The organism is Lentibacillus sp., assembly GCF_035301925.1.
In the GTDB taxonomy this organism is placed as follows: Bacteria; Bacillota; Bacilli; order Bacillales; family Amphibacillaceae; genus Lentibacillus.
On the sequence record NZ_DATGTI010000087.1, the window covers coordinates 1 to 21,672 of the forward strand.

The window sequence follows — 21,672 nt, forward strand, 5'->3', positions numbered from 1 at the left end:
CTGGCCCGATTGTCGCATAAAGGTTGATGTGAATCCAAAGATGTTTATTTTAAGACCATTTTATTACAATCTTTAGTTTTATTTTAACATAAATATTCAAAAAATGATAAAATTTTCAAAATACATCTCTACACACTAAAATAGCATTTAAATTAAAAGGTATTTTCGCTAAGCAATTTTTACCCTTTTTTTCAATACTTTTAGGGCAATGACAATATTTATTGTCACTTTGTTATTTGTTGTACTAATTCGAATGATAAAATATCAATTTTTACCTTAAAAAGTTGTTATGACAGTAAAAAATAGCGCACTAAATGTTATGTGATTTAGTACGCTAAATGTATTGTGTTTTTATTTTTTCTCCACTGTAAGTGAACTACTTACCTATTACAGGACGCTCTATTTTATACTGCGTCCTCTTTCTTCACTTGTTTACTCCGGAGCTGGCCGCATGCCGCATCGATATCTGCACCATTTTCCCAGCGGACGCCGCACTGGATGCCGTTTTCCCGTAATGTCTGGTAAAATGCCTGGATGGTCGATGAATCACTGCGCTGATACTGGTCATGCTCACTGACCGTATTGTATGGTATTAGGTTCACATATGATAAATGCCGTTTATCAGAAAGCAGCTCAACCAGCTCTTCTGCATCTTCTTTATGATCATTGACATCCTTCAGCATGATGTACTCATATGTGACACGGCGGTTGACGTGCTCCAGGTAATAATCAACAGCTTTCATCAGCTTCTCAATCGGAAAAGCACGGTTGATCTTCATAATCGACGTACGCAGCTCGTTGTTCGGTGCGTGCAACGAAATCGCCAAGTTCACCTGTGTACCGGTATCCGCCCATTCGTAAATCTTATGAGCAAGCCCGCTTGTTGACACGGTGATATGACGGGCACCGATGTTCAGACCGGCATCATGGTTGACAACGTTGATAAAGTCCATCAAATTATTGAAGTTATCAAATGGTTCGCCGATACCCATCACAACGATGTGGCTAACACGCTCATCGTTGCCTTTCATATCCATGTCTTTTTGCACGTTCATAATCTGCTCTACAATTTCTCCGCTCTTCAAGTCACGGTTTTTTCGGAGCAGTCCGCTCGCACAGAACGAGCAGCCGATATTGCAGCCAACCTGTGTTGTCACACAGACCGACAAACCATAGTTAAAACGCATTAATACTGTTTCGATCAGGTTGCCGTCTGACAGCCGGAACAAATACTTGATCGTGCCGTCTTCTGACTCCTGTCTGATCTCCTCTTTCGTCGTATGAAAGACAAAATTATCTTCGAGCAGTGCAATCGTCTCTTTGTTTACATTTTTCATCTCGGAAAAATCATTAATGCGCTTTTTATACAGCCAGTTCCACACTTGGTCAACACGGAAACGGCGCTGGCCATGGTCAGTAAGCCAGTTTTGCAGTTGTTCATATGTTAATCCGTAAATGGATTTTTTGCTCATGCCTATCCCTCACTTCGATACATTACAATTGTTCATTGTACTATAATACTGGGTGGATGGCAATGTGGCAAACCGCACTTGTTCTTCCCAATCAATTAAGTTGTCAGTTTCCTTTAGAGTGCCTTAATTTCCTGTTCCAGGTTACCGTATTTTTGATATGTCAGCAGGTCGTAATTTTCCAGTTTGCGTTGGAGGGCGGCATTTGATTGTTTTAACTGTCTGACCTGGTTGGTATATACTGATTTTTTCTTTTCTCTTTTTTGCCGTTTTTCGTTTTCGAATTCCATTTGCCGAATCATCTCTTCTGCTTTGTGCCGCTCTGCCTGTTCGTTTTGAACCTGGCTTTGCAGTTCCGCTATCTTTTGTTTGAGTTCGTCAACCTTTTTCTGTGACGCTGTAAGTTCCCATCACCCGTGTTTAAGCTCGGCGATTTGCTTTCGGTCATTTTTTAATTGACAATTTTGATCTTTAATGATTTGCTGCTGCTGATCCAACTTCTTCTGTGTGGTATGTAATTCTTTCTGCGCCCGTTTACGCAGGCGTTTCTCCCGCTCCAGGTCTTCTGTTGTTATGTGTTGTTATGTTTGGTGCGGTATGGTCGGTCCGTGGTTTTGGCTGCTGTACCTTCTGTTTAAAACGTTCCCTGTTTTGCTCCAATTGCCTGTACTTTTGCCGGCTGGCGCTTTCGAATGTTTTTTGGTGTGCTGAATGGTTCAATTGCCTCCCCTCACAGCAGCATACGTCTAGCTAGTACAATTATACTAGAAAATGACTGAAAATGCAGAGAAGTACGTGTTTATTTTGACAAATTTTTATGATGGAAGTCATCCGGCCGGTTTTTGCCATAATTCGAATTTATTTCCACAGATATTAGGTCACTTCCATAACAAATCCCTCCAAAACAAAAACCTCCTACCATAAGCAGGAGGAAAGCAAACGCTTCAAGAAAAACCTGTGCCCGTAAACTGTTCGAATTTCAAATCCGATTAAAAATATTTCGAGGCCAGCATCTCCGCTGTCCGGGTTGCCAATGCCTGGGTCGTTGCCGTCGGATTTGGTCCGCCAAGCGCATTATAATCAGCACTGTTATCAGCAACATAGAGCCTCTCCACCTGATAGGCTTCACATGATGTATCAACGACATACCCCATCCGCATCGTGCTTTGCAAGTGGATGTAGTAATTTGCCGGGAGGTCCGTTCGGTGGACTTTTTTGGCACCTGCCTGTCGTAAAATGTCCGTGGCGATTTTGATTAATTGCTCCCTTCTCTTTTTCGACTTTTTGCTTGGTTCATAGTGGACGCGTGGTACCGCGCCATGTTCATCTTTGATATGCGGATCCAGTTCAACTCGGTTATGAAATTTAACCTCGTCATCAGTGATGGCGGAAAGGGTGAGCGTTCGGCTGTAGTCTTCCATGGCTTTTTCCAGCTCGGAACCGACAAGTCGTCCGCGCTGCTCCCAGAGTCCCGAATCGGAGTGATGGAGGCGATTATAGCCTGATTGACTGAACCCAAATAGCTGCTGTGCTGACAGTCCGGGGCTTTCCCCAATATTTTCAATCATGCCGAGGCCGGGATAATCAAGGCGTGATCCTGATGTATGCCCGATAAATGGATTCGTCGTTCGACTGCCGACAGTCGCCATTAACGTATCTTCATCAAATGTGCCTGTCACCATATCCATATAATGATTGGTCAGACCGCGGCCTACCCAAGGGTTATACGGCAAATCCGAGTTCAGCCAAAGCCGTGGTGTCTCCACACAGCCGGCAGCCATCACGACTGCTTTGGCACGCAACTCTTCCATTTCACCTGTCCACGTATCCCTGATCTGTACCCCTGTTGCCTGCTGATTGCCGCCCGCATTATATGCCGTCAATACCTTGGTTACAAATGTGTTCGGCCTGAACGTCACATATCCGGTCTTCATCGCCAGCGGGACATAGCTGACCGTCGTTGGACGTTTAGCCATTTTTTCAAGTGATGGCCCGTATGGACAGCCCTGACCGCAATGGCCGCTTAATGTACAGCCTTCCATATGGCTTAGTTCTTCCATCGAATAGTTCGGATCCATTAAATGCTCATTCGGCGGCAAAATGGCATTCGGCTGCGGACGATACCCGATGCTGGTGACATCCAATGTTCGATTTACAGAAAAACCAGCCTTCTCCGCTCCAAAATAAAAGAGCGTTTCTTTCGTTGTCGTTGGGGCAAATTCAACAGGTAATGTCGCTTCCACTTTTTCATAATAGGGAATGAGTTCGTCGTAACTGATCGGCCACTCAGCGATAGCTTCGGGAAAAGCACGCGGCGAGTTGGCATAATAATGCAGTGTCGACCCGCCGATGCCTGCACTTTGCCATAATAACGCCCGATCCGGGATATTTCGGTACCAGGGCGTACGTCTCCTGTCTGCCGCTCCCCAGCGGAATTTGCCTGTCACAGGATCATCCATATCATTTTCCAGTCGTGTCAGCTGACGGCGGTAAAGCGTGCCGTCCAAATCCCCGGGGTCCGAGCTTTCTTTCGCCATGCCACAGTTTTCATTCGGTTCCGGCCACTTTTTATTGCCGTACCAGGGGCCGGCTTCCAGTACCAGCACACGGATGCCTAACTCGCCGAGCTCTTTGGCAACAACAGGTCCGCCGGCGCCAGCGCCAATCACAATGACAGCTGGATCTGTTTTCATTCGCTATCCCCATTTCTCCATATTTTTAATAAAAAGCCGCGGAAATCGCGATAACCTAATGACACACCTGGATAGCCAACTTGCTGCCAGGTCAACGGAAAGAATTCAAGGCGTCGATCATCCGGGGGAAAAAACCGAGTCGAACCATACATCGGCCATTCTGAATAAAAACCAAACATCGAAAACCGATTTAACGCATCGGTGACAAATTTAACCATACCGGCGTTATTTTGAAAAGGAGACGGCAGCACGTAAAGGTCGACAGCCAGGTTCTCCAGTGCCGATAGCGTCCGAATACGATCTGTCCGGGATAAATATGAAAACATGCGGCCCCCGGGAAACAGACTTTGCGGATAGGTTTGTGCCTGATGCGCATTCACAAGCTGCGTTGCGGCAACATCCAACATAATTGCTGTGGGATAAGCAAGCGGGATTACATAATGATGCAGCTGCTGCTGAATGGAAATATTGTTGTTTAAGGCATTGATGACATATTCATGAACCCCTATATCGTGAGCACTAAAAGGGGATCCATACCCGTGCTGAACTGACGGCACTAAGGCATCCGTCAACGCCTGAAAGCTTGCCTGAATATAGTCTTGCGATTGGGTATAAACACTGATGACATGTCACCTCTTTCTTATTTTACAAACTATTACCAACGTATGGTTCGGTTTCGTTTGTTATGACCCCATCTTGATCCCGTCTTCAAAAACCTGTTGAACCAGGATCCATTTCAGTGGAAGTCCAAGTGTCCCAAATATAGGCAAAATGCATATGTATATATGGGAATAAAAGATAAGGGAAAAGGTGATGACATGGCGGAGTCAAGAAACAATAAGCAGGTTCATGGCAATCGTAAATATGAGCAGCTCGGACAATATCGGGTAAAAAACACGGGCAAGAAAATGACAACGAACCAGGGATTAAAAATTTCCAATGACAAAGATTCTGTCAAAGCAGGTATCCGTGGCCCAACCATCATGAATGACTTTCATTTCCGGGAAAAAATGACCCACTTTGACCACGAACGGATACCGGAAAGAGTTGTCCATGCAAGAGGCTATGCGGCGCACGGGGAATTTGAATTGTATCATTCGATGAAAAAATATACAAAAGCAGGATTTTTGCAGGAACCGGGATCAACGACACCTGTATTTGTTCGTTTCTCAACCGTTGTCGGAAACAAAGGGGCGATGAATACGGCCCGGGATGTTCGCGGTTTTGCCGCTAAATTTTACACAGAAGAAGGCAATTTTGATTTAGTCGGGAATAACATGCCTGTGTTTTTCATGCAAGATGCGGTCAAGTTTCCGGATCTCGTTCATGCGATTAAACCTGAACCACATCATGAAATGCCTCAAGCCTCTGCCGCTCATGATACATTCTGGGATTGGGTGGCGAATAACCAGGAATCAGCCCATATGGTTATGTGGCTCATGTCGGACCGGGGCATTCCAAGAAGCTGGCGAATGATGGAAGGATTCGGTGTCAATACATTTCGTTTCGTCAATGAAGAAGGTAAAGCGACCTTTGTTAAGTTTCACTGGAAGCCTGTCCTCGGTGTTCATTCATTAGTATGGGATGAAGCGCAAACTATTGGCGGAAAAGATCCGGACTTTCACCGAAGAGATCTATGGGAGAGTATAGAACGAGGCGCTTATCCGGTCTATGAACTGGGTGTCCAAATGATTGATGAAGACGATGAATTTATGTTTGACTTTGACATTTTAGACGCAACGAAAATTTGGCCGGAGGAAATCGTCCCTGTACAGCCGATCGGAAAACTGACATTAAATCGAAATGTCGATAATGTATTTGCGGAAACCGAGCAAGTCGCGTACCATCCGGGGAATGTTGTTCCAGGCATTGACTTTACCAATGATCCGCTGCTGCAAGGCCGGTTGTTCTCCTACCTTGACACCCAATTAATCCGGCTGGGCGGCCCCAATTTCACAGAACTGCCGATTAATCGACCCGTCTGCCCTTTCCATAATAATCAGCGAGATGGGTTCGGCAGGCACCGCATTGATGTGGATCAGGTAAGTTATCACCAAAATTCCTTGGCGAATAATACACCAGCTACCTCGAGCCCGGAAGAAGGCGGCTATACGCATTATCAGGAAAAAGTCGACGGGCACATTATCCAGGCGCGAAGCAACTCTTTCAAAGATTTCTTTTCGCAGGCGCGATTATTTTGGAATAGCATGTCACCTGTCGAGAAGAAACATATTATTGATGCATTCAGCTTTGAAGTAGGGAAAGTTAATAGCCGTTCCGTTCGTCAGCAGGTTGTCGATATGTTTGTTAAAGTCGATAAGGCCATGGCAACCAAAATTGCTGACAATATTGGCGTTGATCGCCCAAGTGGTGAGCACGTCCCCGTGTCAGAAAGTTCCCCTGCCGTGAGTCAGGCGTATACAAACCGGTTCCCCTATTCTTTAAAAGTAGGTGTTCTCATTGGCAACGGGTTTCATGGGAAGGAAGTAAGATATGTGCTTGACACCTTACAGCAATATGGTGTCTTCATCGTCTTCGTTGGCGAATCACTCGGTACCGTCACGGGAGATGATGGCACCCAAATCGAAATTGACGAAACATTTACGACCACTGATTCAACCTTGCTTGATGCGCTTTACGTTGTCGGAGGAAGTGCCGAAGATGAGCAAAAGTTCCAGCAAAACATATTGTCATTTATCAGAGACGCATACAACCATTATAAGCCAATTGGCGTTGCAACAACGGGACAGAATTACTGGCAAGTATCCGATATGAATGCCTTGCCCGGCGTTGTTTTCGCTGCCAATAATCCTGATTTCGGGGATGAATTTATCGCTGCCATTGCTCAGCAAAGGTTTTGGAACAGGAAAGTGTAAGCTTAACCAATGGGCCATGTTAACGAATGGAATCCCTGAAAACATCCCGTATCTCCTTCAAAGGGGTACGGGATAAAGTGAAACTTCAATCAGGACATGCGTGCTAAATGATTTAACAGAGACCTTCAAAGCAACGCAGGGATACATAGATGTCAATGTTTAAGAAAATGAAAAACAATATTTGGTTAAATAACATACAGGATATATTTTGTGCATAGTATTTAAGGGCGTTAAGCGGACCGATCGGTATTTGATTGAATTCGATTGGCATCACCGCCCTATTGGAGGTGAGAGAAATTTTCCCAAGGAGGGATTATGTGAACCAAATGGAACACCAGCCATACGTCCATCCGCCCCACAAAAAAGCAACCTTTATGGCGTTTGTCGATGCGGTCATTCCACCACCTTGGGGAGGCGTGGCTATTCAGCTGGATGACTACCTGATATGGATATTGGATCATCACATTTCGGTTCAGGAAAACTTGAGTGTCAAAACGGTCCTTTTATCAGCACCAACAGCTTTGATGCTTGATGCAGCTGCCACACAACTCATGGCGCTCAAAGGTATGAAACGTTCGCCTGATTTGCTCACTTTTCCTCAAAAAGGGGCATTTGCAGCCCTTGTGCCCAACGACCGGTTTGAAGCCATTCGTTTGTTGGAGACCCTCCAAATTGATTTGGAAGCCCTCCCCTCTCCGTACCGTAACAACGCCAACCTGGTCAAAAATATCGTGACGTTTCTTCATCAAATGACTATGTTTGGCTATTATTCAGAATGGGTTACATATGGTTCGACACGACTGGCGTATCCCGAAGATCGTGAACTCGAAGGAAGATCCTTCACGTGGGATTTGGCAGGCTATCCAGGCGTTTCATGCGGCTATCGTGCACTTCGGGGATTCCCGGTTGTAGAATTTGCTGATAAGGAGATATGATAAATGAGTATAGATGCAGATGTGATCATCATTGGGGCTGGCGGTGGCGGTGCCGTTGCTGCCAAAGAACTGGGTGAATTGGGCATCAACGTCCTTGTTCTTGAAGCAGGTCCCTGGTATGGCAATAAACAATGGGAAGAGCCCAATCAGTATCGTGGTCCTGTCAGCAGTTCAAATCCGGATGACTTGGATGTTCATCTTCTAAGGCAACAATATACCCGATATGAACATACGATGAATGATATTGTTGCCGGGCGTTTTCGCTGGGGACCGGCCGATCGTCGCCGGCCGACATGGTATCGGCGTATCCCGGAAAAAGGAATGTCCTGGCAAAACGCCGGTGTCGGGGGGACAACACAACATTACTGGGCAAACTCACCGCGGGCCTATCAAATGGCTGTTGATGATGTCTGGCCGATTTCTTATCGGGAGTTAATTCCCTACTATCAAAAAGCAGAAGATACACTGCCTGTCCGACCTGCCCCTGCCACACCAAAAGAAGAATTGTTTTACTACGGAGCCAAAAAAGCAGGCTGGTCCTTGCTTGATACGTTAAATCCGGTTTCTCCCGGCTACCGGCCGCAGCCTAATGCCATCCTGCCTCCTAATGAACGGTTAATGGATCCCAAAACGAGCCTCTATGAATTATCCCACATGGAAGGTTGTACAATGGCCGGACATTGCGTCAATGGCTGTCCATATGGGTCATCCGTTGATAAAGTGGCCAAACGCGCGACCCACGTCAGTTATGTCCCTTTAGCACTCAGGACTGGAAATGTCGACATTCGGCCCAATACATATACAACTAAAATTTTAACCGACCATCATCCAAACGAAGGCATCATCGCCAGTGGTGTGCAATTTCGGGATACGTGGACGGGCGAAATTGGAGAATTGTACGCAAAAGTTATTGTCATGGCAGCAGGTTGTATCGAAAGTCCGCGGCTTTGGCTTAATTCGGAGCTGCCCCAGAATGAATGGGTTGGGCGCGGGCTGACAACGCATTATTGGGATTGGGTAACCGGCGTCTTCGATGAAAAGGATCTTATGCATATCTTGGGGCAAAACCATGTCGATCCGTTTGTCGGTCACACATCTGCTGCCCGATTGGACTATCCGGGACTGGGCGTTATCCAGCCATCCGGACCTCAGCCCTGGCTTATTTTCATCGTTAACGTTTGGATTCAGCCAAAACGGGGATGCCTCCCAACACAAGCTATCCCCTGAAGTTCCGTGGGATTTACAGGGAAGATTAACAGGAGATGAATTGAAAGAATGGATGGACAATTACCGAAACACGTTAAGTTTTTTGATCCTTGCCGATGATCAGCCACATAAACGAAACGGTGTCACGGTTGATCCTTTGATAAAAGATGAACATGGACCGGTCCCTGTCATTCAATATATACCCAGCAAGCAAGATGTGCAGAAGCGGCATGAATTAGCCGGAATCACCACAGATATTTTGCGTAAAGCCGGAGCGAAGAAGGTTATCCGCACTGATTGGCCCGCTACCTTATTTGCCCATATGGAATCCACCATGCGAATGGGGTATGTTGCGGACAGCGATTGTGAAGCGTACCAGGTCAAGCGGCTTTTTATCGCCGACAATAGCGTCCACTATAATGGGATCGGCGGCCCGAATCCCACGTTGACAACGCAAGCGTTAGCTACCCGGACGGCAGAAAAATTGGCGATAAAATATTTCAGCTGAAGCGACCCTTCACCAGCAGGAATCCCCCTTTAATTTTGAGGAGGCTGCAGAGCAAAACCTGAATGTATGCAGCCAAATGGTTCATTAATTTAAACGACACAACAGATCCGAACTTCCTCGGGTCTTCCAGTGCAGGTGTCTTTTACACTGGCTTATATCCTTGCATACATTGTTATATAACCTGAAAGTCACGGGGGTGAATCGATGTCTGTTGAACATTTCCGCGGACTCTGCCAGCGGTGTAAAGGCAGAGCTGTTGAAATAAAAACCCGTAATGGCGCCATTCACAGAGGTATCATCAATCATGTTGACAACCACTATGTCTATTTGCATCCGCTTGGCCCCGGCAGACCTTTAGGTGGTTTTGGCTATGGCGGTTTTGGAGGATTTGGTGGTTACGGATACGGTGGCGGCCTTGGACTGGGTATTGCGTTGGGCGCTATCGGTACCCTGGCGCTCGTTCCATTTGGCGGATTTATTTAATGGCAGCCCGGCGTTTTCTTATTTTTTCCGAATGCCAAACGTCATATTTGATGCCGCTATCATGTCTGTTTAGAAATTTCGGCATTCGCCCCCTCCATAGCGAGTGCCGAAGTTATTTAAAACGTCAGTCTTAATGCTAACGTTTTAAATACAAGTTTTTCTCATTCCGATAACACAAATGGGCAAAATACTGGAACTTCTGTCTGTCAGGTCGTATCATTTCCCCTAAGGAGTGAGACATATGAGTACCAAAACCTTTAACAATATTCCACTATCTGTTCTGGACCTTGCGCCTGTCCTGGAAGGGAGCACGCCGGAACAATCGTTCAAAAATAGTGTGGCATTAGCACAAAACGTGGAAAAATTCGGATTTAATCGTTACTGGCTGGCCGAACATCATAACATGCCGGGGATTGCCAGCTCCGCCACATCCGTTCTAATCGGCCATATTGCCGGCGCAACCAATAAGATGCGCGTCGGTTCTGGCGGTGTCATGCTGCCAAACCATGCTTCCCTTGTCATCGCGGAGCAATTCGGCACACTGGAAACACTTTATCCTGGCCGCATTGACCTCGGGCTGGGCAGGGCTCCCGGGACCGATCAGGCAACTGCCTACGCATTGCGCCGCACATTGAATCAGCGGGTTGAGGATTTTCCAATGCAAGTGGAAGAACTGGAAAACTACTTTGCCGGAACAGCCGGTGTCCGCAGTGTACCCGGCGAAGGACTCAATATCCCGATCTGGCTGCTCGGATCAAGCGGTTTCAGTGCCCAGCTCTCCGCACAAAAAGGCCTGCCATTTTCGTTTGCAAGCCATTTTGCACCGGATAACACAATCGCGGCACTGAACTTATACCGCGACAACTTTACGCCATCCGATGTGCTGAATAAACCATATGCGATGATTGGCGTCAATATCATTGCTGCTGACACGGATGAAGAGGCCAAGTACTTAGCCACTACCCAGCAGGAGCAAACACTCAGTATCCGACGCGGACAGCCGACGAAGCTGCAGCCGCCGATTGAAAACCCTGATGAGGTCTGGTCGGAAATGGAAAAAGCGGTTGTCGAGCAGTCAAACAACTCGCCATACACGCTGATCGGCAGCAAAGAAACCATTAAACAAGGATTGGAAAAGGTACTTGAAGAAACCCAAGCAGACGAAATGATCATCAACTCACAGATCTATGACATTAAAGCCCGCATCCGTTCATATGAAATTGTCGGTGAGCTGATGGAATAGAAAAGCATTAACGGGAAAAAGCCTTGGCGGGCGAGTGCCAGGGCTTTTTTGTTTGCTTGGTTATGGTCCAAATAATATCCATTTTTGTAACAGTTTCAGCAGATTTTTTGTGAACTTTAGCCGAATTTGTGACAAGTTCAGCGAATTTAGAAATGGTATGAAAAATACCGCCATACAAAAGCCGTAGCCTCCAAAAAAAGAGCTGTGGCTTTAATTGAACAGATCAGCTGCCTGAAACAATGCGGGATGCAACGTCGATGGTCCGCCGTGTCTGATGTTTGACCGCACCTTCAATGTCTTCCACCATGTTGTTATCCTTGTCAACAGAAACGCTAGTGCCATAAGGATTACCGCCAGCAGTAAAGATTGAATCATCCGAATATCCCGGTGTTGCAATAACGGCACCCCAATGCATCATGGATGTATATAATGAAAGCAGTGTCGCTTCTTGACCGCCATGCGGATTTTGTGCGGACGTCATGCCGCTGACGACCTTGTTAATCGTTTTGCCTGCTGCCCAAATGCCGCCTTGTGTATCAATGAAATTCTTCATTAATGAAATTCTTCATTTGGGCAGGCAGGTTTCCAAAGCGTGTTGGCATACTGAAAATGATTGCATCAGCCCATTCGATGTCCTCCGAGGTTGCTTCAGGTACGTCTTTTGTTGCTTCATAATGTTCTTTCCATGCCGGATTGGATGCGATGGCTTGTTCCGGTGCCAATTCCGGTACTTTGAGCAGTTTCGCTTCAGTACCTGCTTCTTTTGCAGCTGTTTCAGCCCATTGTGCCATTTGATAGTTGGTCCCCGTAGAGCTGTAATAAACAATTGCTAATTTAACGTTTGCCATGTTGTTTGACTCCTTTGCTGTTTTTCTCATAAAACTGATGTTGTCAGCATCTAGCTTCCCCATTTTCTACAGTATGATTCTTCAATTTTTATAATCATTTGTTTCATATGCGTCAAGTTTATGATCAAGGTACTTCTTTATGGCTTCCACCGCTTTTTCGTTCAGCCAGTCAATATTAATCTGTGTTTCACGATCACGATTTAGTTTAAAAATTAGGAGTGGATAGTACTCAATATTACGTTCAATGGAACTGATAGTTAATTTTTTCTTCGGTAAGATGGGAACACCACGGTCAATAAACATTACATCGTCTTCAATGCGAATATAATCTTTCTGATCCATATTGATGTATTGCATACCCTGGATGATGGTCCAAAGGAAGGATACCGTTGTAATGACTATGACAAGCGGATGAATTTGTTTAGTCACCCACGCATCCACTAACAGAACGCTGAGAAATGCGACAGCGTTAAAATTCCGCGCTTCATCCGTGCTTTATTGTCAGCATATTGAAAAGCCAAACAAATCACCTCTCTATTATTGTTACAGTATCGTCCGGGAAATGTTTCATTGTTTAGGAGCGGGACGCGGGGGCTGACCCTGTCCCAAATTGAATCGTTTAGAGTTTCGGCAAAAATTGTTATAGTAGAATTGAATACGATTAAAAGTGAGGTTTTAGCATGAGTAATCTGATTATTTCGCAATTCAGCATTACCCACAACGCCTTCATGAATGAGATTAAGGATGTGGACGAGAAGCAGCTTGATATTCAACCGGATGGATTCAACAACACGATCCATTGGCATATTGGCCATGTGCTGACAGCGAACGAACAATTTCTGTTCGGTTTTCCGGATAATACCGAGCATCTTCCCGAGCGCTACAAGGATCTGTTCGGCTATGGTTCCAAACCGGCGGACTGGCCTGATGATGTACCAAGTGTTGATGAGCTCGCGGATCAATTAACAAGTCAGCTGGAGCGGATCAAGCAAATCCCGGCGGAGAAATTTGAAGAAAAGCTACCCGAACCGGTGTTGGGTGCACAAACATATGGCGAACTGGCAGCAGTGGCCGCATTCCATGAAGGCAACCATACCGGCCGGGTTAATGCCATGAAAAAAGTGCTTAATCAATAATTAATCTAAAAAAACCACGCTTCGGCAGCGTGGTTTTTTCTTTTATTGAAACCCCGGCATCATCTAAAATTGCCCGTATGTGGAGTTTTTTCAACAAACATTTATGAGCAGTACCCATCCCCCAATGGGCGCTTAGACCATTTCCGGCACGCGTTCCTTCATGGTGCCATATTTGGTAAAATTCGCATGCCACGAGAAGGCTTTTTCCAATACATGCGGTGTCTGCCCACCGCGTTCAAGGGCTTCATTGTAATAATCCCACAACTGCTGGCGGTACATCGGGTGTGCACAATTTTCAATGATTTTCGGTACGCGTTCCCGTGGGGCCAGCCCGCGCAGATCGGCATAACCCTGTTCGGTCACGACAACATCGACATCATGCTCAGTATGGTCGATATGGGAGGCGAACGGAACAATGCTGGAGATATTGCCGTCTTTGGCAATTGATTTCGTAACGAAAATCGCCAGCTTGGCGTTGCGGGCAAAATCTCCTGAGCCGCCAATGCCATTCATCATCTTCGTTCCGGATACGTGCGTTGAGTTCACATTGCCGTAAATGTCAAATTCAAGCGCCGTGTTGATGGAAATAAGTCCAAGACGGCGGATGATCTCCGGATGGTTGGAAATCTCCTGCGGCCGCATGATCAGCTTGTCGCGATAGTTTTCAAAATTGGAAAAGACTTGCTTCATTTTATCTTCCGAAAGCGTGATTGAGCAGCACGAAGCGGCATCGACTTTGCCGGCATCGATCAGGTCGAATACAGCATCCTGCAAGACTTCTGAGTAGACTTGCAAATTTTTGAATTCCGAATCGACCATACCGTGCAGCACCGCATTGGCTACGGAACCGATACCGGATTGGATCGGTGCCAACTGTTTGGTAAGCCTTCCGGATGCCACCTCATCCCGCAGAAAATCCAGCAAGTAATCAGCCATCATTTTCGTTTCTGCATCAGGTTTTCCGATCGTTGACGGCGAGTCTTCCTGGTGGGTGAACACGATTCCTTTGATTTTTGCCGGATCAACCTGAATGCTTGTCCCGCCAATGCGGTCATTCGGTTTTGTCAATGGAATGGGCTGGCGATCGCCTTGTTTTGCTGGGCTATACAGATCGTGCATACCTTCCAGGAGCTGTGGCTGTGCCGTGTTGATTTCAATAATGATATTTTGGGCGTTCTCCGCAAACACAAGCGAGTTTCCGATGGATGTTGATGGAATGATACCGCCGTCTTCCGTTATCGCAATCGCTTCCAAAATGGCGTAATCAATCGGTTCAATAACCCCGTGTCTGATCCATTCAGATGTATGTGACAAATGGTGATCGACAAACAGATGCTCACCCTGATTGATTTTTTTCCGCATGACCGGATCCGCCTGGAATGGCAGACGCTTATTAATGATGCCTGCTTCAGCAAACATTTTATCTATATCTGAACCAAGTGATGCACCAGTGAATACGTTTACTTTAAAGTGCTCGTGTTCTGCCCTGTCAACAAGTGCTGTTGGCACCGCTTTCACATCACCTGCACGAGTAAAACCGCTCATCCCCAATGTCATGCCATCCTCAATCCATGAAGCAGCATCTTTTGCTGAAACAACACGATCGTGGAGGCGTTCGTCACGAATACGATCTCCGTTAGTCATGATGTAACCCCTTTCTTTTAAGTTTTAAAACTATTCTAACGTAACGGAAGGGGTGCTTTGGGGATTTTTGAAGGGGATAGCGATATTCATTATGGAATGGAAAAAATGATGGATGAGCCAGCAGATTTTTACAAAAGACAGATATTTTAGAAGTGAAATGAAGGAGATGAAGAACTCCGTATCGAATTGAGGTTTCGATGCTTAGGCTGGCATTTCTGTTCCCAGGTTGGGTTACGTTTTCGCATTGAAGTTGATCATTCCGAGGTGCAGCCCCTGCTCTCAAGTTGACGTTTTCCGATAGCATGTTCCACTTCTCGCGCCCATGTTCATCACCCGCCGGAACATGCTCCATTTTTCCAGCTCTCGCTCAAGCTCATAAAGACGGGCACCACTGGCTGGCTACGCTCCACCCAATCACGACTTCTTTTTCAAAACCCAAGCAATTTCCGGAAATAGCTCGCATACGACTGGCTGACCGGGACCTGAAAGCCGTTATCCATCGCGAGCATAAAGGTGGAATGCGTATCTGGGAAGATGTCCCTGATATGATGGACGTTCACAATAAATGACCGGTGGCAGCGAATGAACATCTCTCTCGGGAGTGAATATTCATAATCCTGGAGCGCCCGCGTTGTCGTCCCAACAAGTGCATCGGCAACTACGTGCGTTTTCCGATCTTTTGCCTCCATAAACACCACATCATGAAATGGAATCGGCCGCCACCCGTCCAACGTTTTAACGGTCACCACTGATTTGCCCTCAGTCATCACCGGATAAATGGCGGTGACACACCCTTCCAGTTCCCCGTCCTGATGAAACGGAACCGCCATACCGTGATACGGCACCCCGAACACATTGCGGTCAATGAATTCCGAAACCTTTTGACCGGTATTAAGGGCTTTATGCGCGATTGTTCCGTCCACTACCGGGTCACCTGGTTTTATTTTTAAATCAATCCGTTTGCTCGGCCGGTAATAGACATATTCTGATGTATCTGAAACGGCAATGGATATCTCATCAGAAAACAGCTCACCAATGACATCCAAGAGTGATCCGAACGTTAAGCGATTCATAAACAGACACCTTTCCTGCGATTTAATCTAATGATAATGTATCACGACCGGAAATTAAAGCGAAACCCAATCAACGGAACAGCCTTCTCCGGTGATTGTTAGTTGAGCAGATTTATGGACAGTTATCCCCCGTCTTTTCGGGGATTAGTGTACATTATATGCGGGGAAAATAACAATTTCTGTGTTTTCCTAGTTTTCCATTGGCACATTTGGTAATCTTATCAGTAAGAGCACTTATACATATTAAGGGGTTTTTGAGATGAAAAATTTAGTCATCCTAGGCGGCGGATATGGCGGGCTGAACATTTTGCAGAACCTGATCGAGGATAATCTCCCCGAAGATTTGCATATTACGGTGATTGACCGCAATCCATACCATTCCGTCAAAACAGAATTCTACACCATTGCAGCTGGCACATCCGCTGATAAAGATGTGCGCATGGACTTCCCGGAGCACGATAAAGTCAGCTATGTATATGCGGAAATTGAGCGTATCGATATTGAAAATCGGCAAATCCTTTTTCAGGAACGCAGTGAACCCGTATCATATGACTATTTGGTCATTGCCCTGGGATGTGAGGACAATTATCACGGGGTTGAAGGAGCAGCTGAATATACCGAAAGTGTTCAAACCTTTGACAGGGCACGTCATACCGGCGTGGCGATCGGCAATCTGGCAGCCTATGGAAAAGCGACCATTGTCGGTGCAGGGCTGAGCGGAATTGAAGTGGCTGCCGAAATTCGCGAAAGCCGGCCAGATCTTAATATTCGCCTGCTTGATCGCGGACAGTCCGTGTTAAAGGCGTTTGATAAAAAAATCCAGAACTATGTGGAAGATTGGTTCATGAAAAATGATGTGGAAGTCATTCACGGCGCCAATGTTGAATATGTCGAAAAAGACGGTGTCTGCAACAATGGGATTTGCTATGTTAATGATGTCACCATCTGGACAGCAGGGGTAAGACCGAATTACCTCGCCCGTGAATTGCCATTGGAGAAAGACGACCAGGAAAAAATTATCGTCAATGACTTTTATCAGGTACCGGAGCAGCCGCACATTTATGTGGTTGGGGACTGTGCTTCCTCTGAACATTCCCCGAGTGCCCAGCTTGCCCGCCAGCAAGGAGAGCAGATCGCGGATGTCCTTTCCGCCATCCTTAAAGGCAAAGAACCGAAAAAACCCGGTAAACTTAAGCTGAAAGGCACGCTCGGCTCACTCGGCAGCTCGGAAGGCTTCGGGGAAATGATGTCACAATCAGTTGTCGGCTATATCCCACGTCTGGCCAAATCCGGCGTGTTATGGCTTAATAAACGGCACTAATTAGAAAAACTCGGCCTCTGCCTCGTCCTGAAAGAGGCCATTGTGAGAGATCAGATTGACGGAAATCAGTGAATTAGCTGATTTCAATTTCGAAATGATGTTCTGAAATTTTCACTTAAAGATAGCCGGACGAGCATTGAGGAGCTTACCGGCTATTTTACTATTATTTATGAATGAAACTTAAGCCCGGCATGACCATATTGTTCACAACTCGCTTCTTGATTCGCCAAAAAAGACTATATTGCCAAGGGCCGTACCAGCTGTCCCAATGTCATCATTTACATGCAGCAGGAATTTTTGTTAATCCATGAAACAGTATGAGCCTTGTCTCGGCTGTAAAAAAGCACTCCGCGTTTGTGATAATTCTAAAAAATCGTTTTTATTAATTTGCTCATGGCTGGGCCCGGACATTTTATTGCCGATTTGAGGTATGATTGTACATAAATCATTGGTTGCTTTTTATCCAAACCTTTCTCACTGGATACTTGTCAATAAATGGTTTAAACATTTTTACGTAATTCTTCAACATAACGCTGATGCTTTTTATTTCTGATTGTTTTCACAAAATGCTATAATTAAAATGAATTTTTACGTATATTTCCTCTTTATAATTTTATCCTTCTATAAGTATACGTTTACACATTTCTTCATTTTTCAGCAAATCACCTGACACATCTGGGGGTTTTTTATGAACAATATTAAGGAAACTGTTTTAGAAGTCATTTATTCCATTTTACCGATAGCCATCGTGATAACCGTATTGCAATTCACCATTATCTGGCTGCCGATGGAGGCATTTCTGCAATTTTTGATCGGTGTATTGTTTGTCGGCATCGGTCTTATTCTCTTTCTGCTGGGGGTCAATGTCGGGCTTGTTCCAGTCGGCGAGATGATTGGTTCAGCTTTATCCAAAACGAAAAAAATATGGACCATCGTCTTGTTCGGATTTTTACTCGGAGCGGTTGTGACATTTGCCGAGCCCGATGTCCGTGTCCTTTCCTCACAAATTGATGATGTTTCGGGCGGGGCCATTCCACAAAGCATACTGATTATGTCTGTTGCACTCGGCGTAGGTATTTTTGTTGCATTGGCGATGTTCCGTATCGTGTTTAACGTCAGCATTGTTTATCTCTTAGCGGGCGGCTATGCTCTCGTCTTCTTGGTGGCCGCGTTTTCACCATCCAATTTTATGCCAATTTCCTTTGATGCAGGCGGTGTGACAACCGGACCTTTGACAGTGCCGTTCATATTGGCGCTGGGTGTTGGTGTTGCCACGGTCATCAGAGGAAAAACTGCTTCCAGTGACGGCTTCGGCCTTGTCGGACTCGCTTCAATCGGACCTATTTTATCCGTGCTGATTCTGGGAGTGATTTACGGATGAACCTGCACGTATTTGAAGGCTTTGGTCAGACCATGCAAGAGGTTGCCATTGCACTCTTGCCCCTGGCAGTCCTGTTCGCTATATTCCATTTTGCCTTTTTAAAATTGTCAGTACGCAAACTATTGGACATTGCCGTCGGGTTTATTCTGGCCTTTTTCGGGCTTGCTTTTTTCCTGCAGGGCGTGCATATCGGCTTTATGCCTTTCGGGGAACAAATGGGGAATGTTCTGGGGGATTTATCATATAAATGGCTGTTGATACCCATTGGTTTTGTCATTGGTTTTTTTGCCATCTATGCTGAACCGGCCGTCGCTGTCATGACCGAACAAGCTGAAAAAGTGTCCGGGGGTTACATTCCGGAAAAAGTTCTGCTGTATACACTGTCAATTGGTGTCGGGATTTCGGTTGCCCTTTCCATGGTACGGTTAATTTATGGATTTTCCCTATGGTATTTTATCGTTCCAGGATATATAATAGCTTTTATAATGATTCGCTATTCGCCGAAGACATTTACGTCAATCGCATTCGACTCCGGCGGGGTTTCAACCGGCCCTATGACGGCAACATTCATTTTGGCGATGTTCACCGGCATTGCGGGCCAAATTGAAGGGCGTGATCCGCTGCTTGATGGATTTGGCATGGTTGCAATGGTCGCATTGGCTCCTATATTATCAGTGTTAACGCTCGGCATTCTGTTCAGCAGAAAGGAGAAAAGTCAGTATGTCAGTGAAGATTCAGGGACAAAAGCTTATCATCACGATCGTTAAAAAAGACAAAGCTAAAAAGGTCGTTCAAGCTTCACGCAATGCCGGTGCACAGGGCGGGACTACCCTGCTCGGCGAGGGCTTCCGGCTTAATGAGAAAATGCGCATACTTGGCATACCGGTTGAACGGGAACGAGCTATCATCCTGACACTCGTATCCGATGAGATTTTTGATGAGGTCAGGCGTGCTATAATCGATTCAGTTAATCTGAATAAGCCAAGACAGGGAATCGGATTTGTGATTGATACGAAAAAGATTGCCGGCATCAATCATTTACTCGGATGGCATGGTGAAGAAGGCGATGCAACAGATGAGGAGGGTGTTGATATCATGGCAGAGGAGCAGAACGTTTTATATGATTTAATCATTACCATCGTTAACCGGGGCGATTCGGAAAAAGTGGTGGACGCCACACGGAAAGCCGGTGCTGAAGGCGGGACCATCCTCCATGGCCGCGGTACTGGTGTCCGTGAAAAAGCACAACTGTTCAACATTATGATTGAGCCTGAAAAAGAAGTGATATTGACACTCATCCAGCGCCATAAAACCCAGGAAGTATTGAAAACAATCAATGAAGACGCAGAATTAAAAAAGCCAGGCAAAGGGATAGCCTTTGTATTGGAAGTTGAAAGCACGGTCGGCATCAGTCATGAATTGAACGAAAGAGTCAGGGAAGAATTTAAAAAGCAAAATAAGAAGGAAGAGTAACAATCGCTCTTCCTTCTTATTTATTTTCGCTGACGGCACTTCGGTTTGCCAGATTGCTACTCAACAGATAACTCCTCGCCATCGACGTTTTCAACGGTAATATTCAAATTCGCCCCCAGGTTTTACAACTATTTCTAAGCGCACGTTCATCGTCGGGACCGCCATGCGCCTCAAGTTCGATGACAATTTTCATCAGTACTGAGATTTAGCCTTCATTCATCCACTTTGCTGTGTAAAAGTTGCCGGCATAACAGCCGCCGTTACCACAGCCTTTGCACAAACGGTTTCATCCGCTTGAACCTCCGTATGTATCCTGAATTTTCTCGGATGAACTTCTTCCGGCATGCCAATGGCCTTTAACGGAACATCCTGTGGTGTCGGCTTGATAAAATCCAGATTCAATGAAGCTGTTACAAATCGTGGTGGTTCCTCACCGCTGCCAGGTTCATGTCCATTTTTGCGGTGCAGCGCCAATGACGCTGACCCTGTTCCATGACAGTCGACCAATGATGCGATCAGCCCGCCGTAGACAAAACCGGGAATCGCCGTATGTTCCGGTTTTGGTGTGTAGATAGTAACCGTCTTATCCCCATCCCATCCAGTCCGGAAATGGTAACCATCCTCATTAAGCCTCCCACATCCGTAGCAATGGGAAAAATCAGCCGGATAATCGTCTTGTATTGCATATTTGACTTGTTTCGTCATTTTATGGTCCCCCTTTCTTTACCAGTATATCATGAAAGCGATTACGATTTTAGGTGAAAAAGTTGGTTTAGTGTACAGCAACACGGAAGGTGGCTGGCGTTGTTGTGCATTGTGTGCAGTTCTCACACGACTTGAGCAGTTTGTCGAACGTTTGTTCGATTCTCCCAAACGAGTTAGGCTGCCCGTCGCACGTTTGGATATTGCCTTCGCACGAGTTGATGTACATGTCGCACGTTTGAGTTGCAGGAACCCCCTATTCTTGTGTTTGCTTCATACGTCGCCATTGAAACGAGATTTCCATGAGAGCTATTGCCAAAGCTGCCCAAAAAATGCCATTATCAAAGCCAATCCCAACTTGTGATTCTCCGCCCAGAGCAGTCAGAAGTGCCATCAATGCCACGATATAAACGACGAAAAAAACGTGCGACCGAAAAATTGTGTGCTGATCCGGATTCCGCTTCCGATTGCGGTAAACGGTCATCATGAATAATCCAAGCATGACAACGATCAACACTTCTAAGGAGACCGCTTCTGCAAATGGAATATCGGGAAAATAATCATAAACGAGTAAAATGGTGACACACAATGCAAGGATGATTTCAATCGGACGCAAAAACTTCAGAATGAATCTTCCTTTCTATTAAGTCTATTCTTTATGTTAATGTTCTGGATTGGAAG

Annotated in this window: 19 protein-coding genes and 2 pseudogenes; 10 read left to right on the forward strand and 11 right to left on the reverse strand. The window is 45.9% G+C overall.

The window, feature by feature from the left end:
* Positions 1 to 404 precede the first annotated feature (404 nt).
* The 5 genes from rlmN to VK080_RS07500 form a co-directional block, all read right to left on the reverse strand.
* Positions 405 to 1,472, reverse strand: coding sequence for a 23S rRNA (adenine(2503)-C(2))-methyltransferase RlmN (gene rlmN, locus VK080_RS07480; RefSeq protein WP_324224147.1), 1,068 nt, complete (start codon positions 1,470 to 1,472; stop codon positions 405 to 407).
* A 113-nt stretch (positions 1,473 to 1,585) separates the two neighbouring features.
* Complete coding sequence (locus VK080_RS07485; protein ID WP_324224148.1) at positions 1,586 to 1,759, reverse strand: hypothetical protein; 174 nt, start codon at positions 1,757 to 1,759, stop codon at positions 1,586 to 1,588.
* Between the two features lie 244 nt (positions 1,760 to 2,003).
* Entirely contained in the window at positions 2,004 to 2,189 is a 186-nt protein-coding gene (locus VK080_RS07490; protein WP_324224149.1) for a hypothetical protein, read from the reverse strand.
* 269 nt (positions 2,190 to 2,458) lie between these two features.
* Positions 2,459 to 4,162 carry a GMC family oxidoreductase N-terminal domain-containing protein gene (locus VK080_RS07495; RefSeq protein ID WP_324224150.1) on the reverse strand — a complete coding sequence of 568 codons (1,704 nt, stop codon included), beginning with the start codon at positions 4,160 to 4,162 and terminating at the stop codon, positions 2,459 to 2,461.
* Complete coding sequence (locus VK080_RS07500; RefSeq protein WP_324224151.1) at positions 4,159 to 4,719, reverse strand: hypothetical protein; 561 nt, start codon at positions 4,717 to 4,719, stop codon at positions 4,159 to 4,161. The genes VK080_RS07495 and VK080_RS07500 overlap by 4 nt, the downstream gene beginning before the upstream one ends.
* A gap of 261 nt (positions 4,720 to 4,980) precedes the next feature.
* On the opposite strand from VK080_RS07500, the gene VK080_RS07505 reads away from it, so the two are divergent.
* The 5 genes and pseudogenes from VK080_RS07505 to VK080_RS07525 all read left to right on the forward strand — a co-directional run bounded on the left by VK080_RS07505 (position 4,981) and on the right by VK080_RS07525 (position 11,413).
* Positions 4,981 to 7,038, forward strand: a complete 2,058-nt coding sequence (locus VK080_RS07505; RefSeq protein ID WP_324224152.1) for a catalase — start codon at positions 4,981 to 4,983, stop codon at positions 7,036 to 7,038.
* Between the two features lie 317 nt (positions 7,039 to 7,355).
* Positions 7,356 to 7,973: a hypothetical protein gene (locus VK080_RS07510; RefSeq protein ID WP_324224153.1), complete on the forward strand. Its 618-nt coding sequence runs from the start codon at positions 7,356 to 7,358 to the stop codon at positions 7,971 to 7,973.
* A 3-nt stretch (positions 7,974 to 7,976) separates the two neighbouring features.
* Positions 7,977 to 9,687 (forward strand): annotated as a pseudogene (locus VK080_RS07515) (GMC family oxidoreductase N-terminal domain-containing protein).
* A gap of 204 nt (positions 9,688 to 9,891) precedes the next feature.
* The gene (locus VK080_RS07520) at positions 9,892 to 10,170 is read left to right on the forward strand and encodes a hypothetical protein (RefSeq protein ID WP_324224154.1); all 279 of its coding nucleotides are present in this window, start codon (positions 9,892 to 9,894) and stop codon (positions 10,168 to 10,170) included.
* Positions 10,171 to 10,411: 241 nt separating this feature from the next.
* A complete protein-coding gene (locus VK080_RS07525) occupies positions 10,412 to 11,413 on the forward strand; it encodes an LLM class flavin-dependent oxidoreductase (protein WP_324224155.1) in 1,002 nt (333 codons plus the stop codon).
* 223 nt (positions 11,414 to 11,636) lie between these two features.
* On the opposite strand, the pseudogene wrbA reads toward VK080_RS07525, so the two are convergent.
* Positions 11,637 to 12,261, reverse strand: a pseudogene (gene wrbA / locus VK080_RS07530) (NAD(P)H:quinone oxidoreductase type IV).
* 81 nt (positions 12,262 to 12,342) lie between these two features.
* Entirely contained in the window at positions 12,343 to 12,690 is a 348-nt protein-coding gene (locus VK080_RS07535; protein ID WP_324224156.1) for a hypothetical protein, read from the reverse strand.
* Positions 12,691 to 12,941: 251 nt separating this feature from the next.
* Here VK080_RS07535 and VK080_RS07540 point away from each other — a divergent pair, with 251 nt between their 5' ends.
* Positions 12,942 to 13,397 carry a DinB family protein gene (locus VK080_RS07540; protein ID WP_324224157.1) on the forward strand — a complete coding sequence of 152 codons (456 nt, stop codon included), beginning with the start codon at positions 12,942 to 12,944 and terminating at the stop codon, positions 13,395 to 13,397.
* A gap of 132 nt (positions 13,398 to 13,529) precedes the next feature.
* Here the strand turns inward: VK080_RS07540 and VK080_RS07545 are convergent, their stop codons facing one another.
* Together VK080_RS07545 and VK080_RS07550 are read right to left on the reverse strand one after the other, a co-directional pair.
* Entirely contained in the window at positions 13,530 to 15,041 is a 1,512-nt protein-coding gene (locus VK080_RS07545) for an acetyl-CoA hydrolase/transferase family protein (RefSeq protein ID WP_324224158.1), read from the reverse strand.
* 428 nt (positions 15,042 to 15,469) lie between these two features.
* Entirely contained in the window at positions 15,470 to 16,114 is a 645-nt protein-coding gene (locus VK080_RS07550) for a LytTR family DNA-binding domain-containing protein (protein ID WP_324224159.1), read from the reverse strand.
* A 259-nt stretch (positions 16,115 to 16,373) separates the two neighbouring features.
* On the opposite strand from VK080_RS07550, the gene VK080_RS07555 reads away from it, so the two are divergent.
* The 4 genes from VK080_RS07555 to VK080_RS07570 all read left to right on the forward strand — a co-directional run bounded on the left by VK080_RS07555 (position 16,374) and on the right by VK080_RS07570 (position 20,289).
* The gene (locus tag VK080_RS07555) at positions 16,374 to 17,435 is read left to right on the forward strand and encodes an NAD(P)/FAD-dependent oxidoreductase (protein WP_324224160.1); all 1,062 of its coding nucleotides are present in this window, start codon (positions 16,374 to 16,376) and stop codon (positions 17,433 to 17,435) included.
* 688 nt (positions 17,436 to 18,123) lie between these two features.
* Entirely contained in the window at positions 18,124 to 18,816 is a 693-nt protein-coding gene (locus tag VK080_RS07560) for a DUF1538 domain-containing protein (protein ID WP_324224161.1), read from the forward strand.
* Positions 18,813 to 19,583, forward strand: coding sequence for a DUF1538 domain-containing protein (locus VK080_RS07565; protein ID WP_324224162.1), 771 nt, complete (start codon positions 18,813 to 18,815; stop codon positions 19,581 to 19,583). The genes VK080_RS07560 and VK080_RS07565 overlap by 4 nt, the downstream gene beginning before the upstream one ends.
* Positions 19,537 to 20,289 (forward strand): P-II family nitrogen regulator, encoded by a 753-nt coding sequence (locus tag VK080_RS07570; RefSeq protein ID WP_324224163.1) that lies wholly within the window; start codon positions 19,537 to 19,539, stop codon positions 20,287 to 20,289. The genes VK080_RS07565 and VK080_RS07570 overlap by 47 nt, the downstream gene beginning before the upstream one ends.
* 216 nt (positions 20,290 to 20,505) lie before the next feature.
* On the opposite strand, the gene VK080_RS07575 is transcribed toward VK080_RS07570, so the two are convergent.
* Both VK080_RS07575 and VK080_RS07580 read right to left on the reverse strand, forming a co-directional pair.
* Complete coding sequence (locus VK080_RS07575; protein WP_324224164.1) at positions 20,506 to 20,994, reverse strand: PaaI family thioesterase; 489 nt, start codon at positions 20,992 to 20,994, stop codon at positions 20,506 to 20,508.
* A 253-nt stretch (positions 20,995 to 21,247) separates the two neighbouring features.
* Positions 21,248 to 21,607 carry a hypothetical protein gene (locus tag VK080_RS07580; protein WP_324224165.1) on the reverse strand — a complete coding sequence of 120 codons (360 nt, stop codon included), beginning with the start codon at positions 21,605 to 21,607 and terminating at the stop codon, positions 21,248 to 21,250.
* Between the last annotated feature and the right edge of the window lie 65 nt (positions 21,608 to 21,672).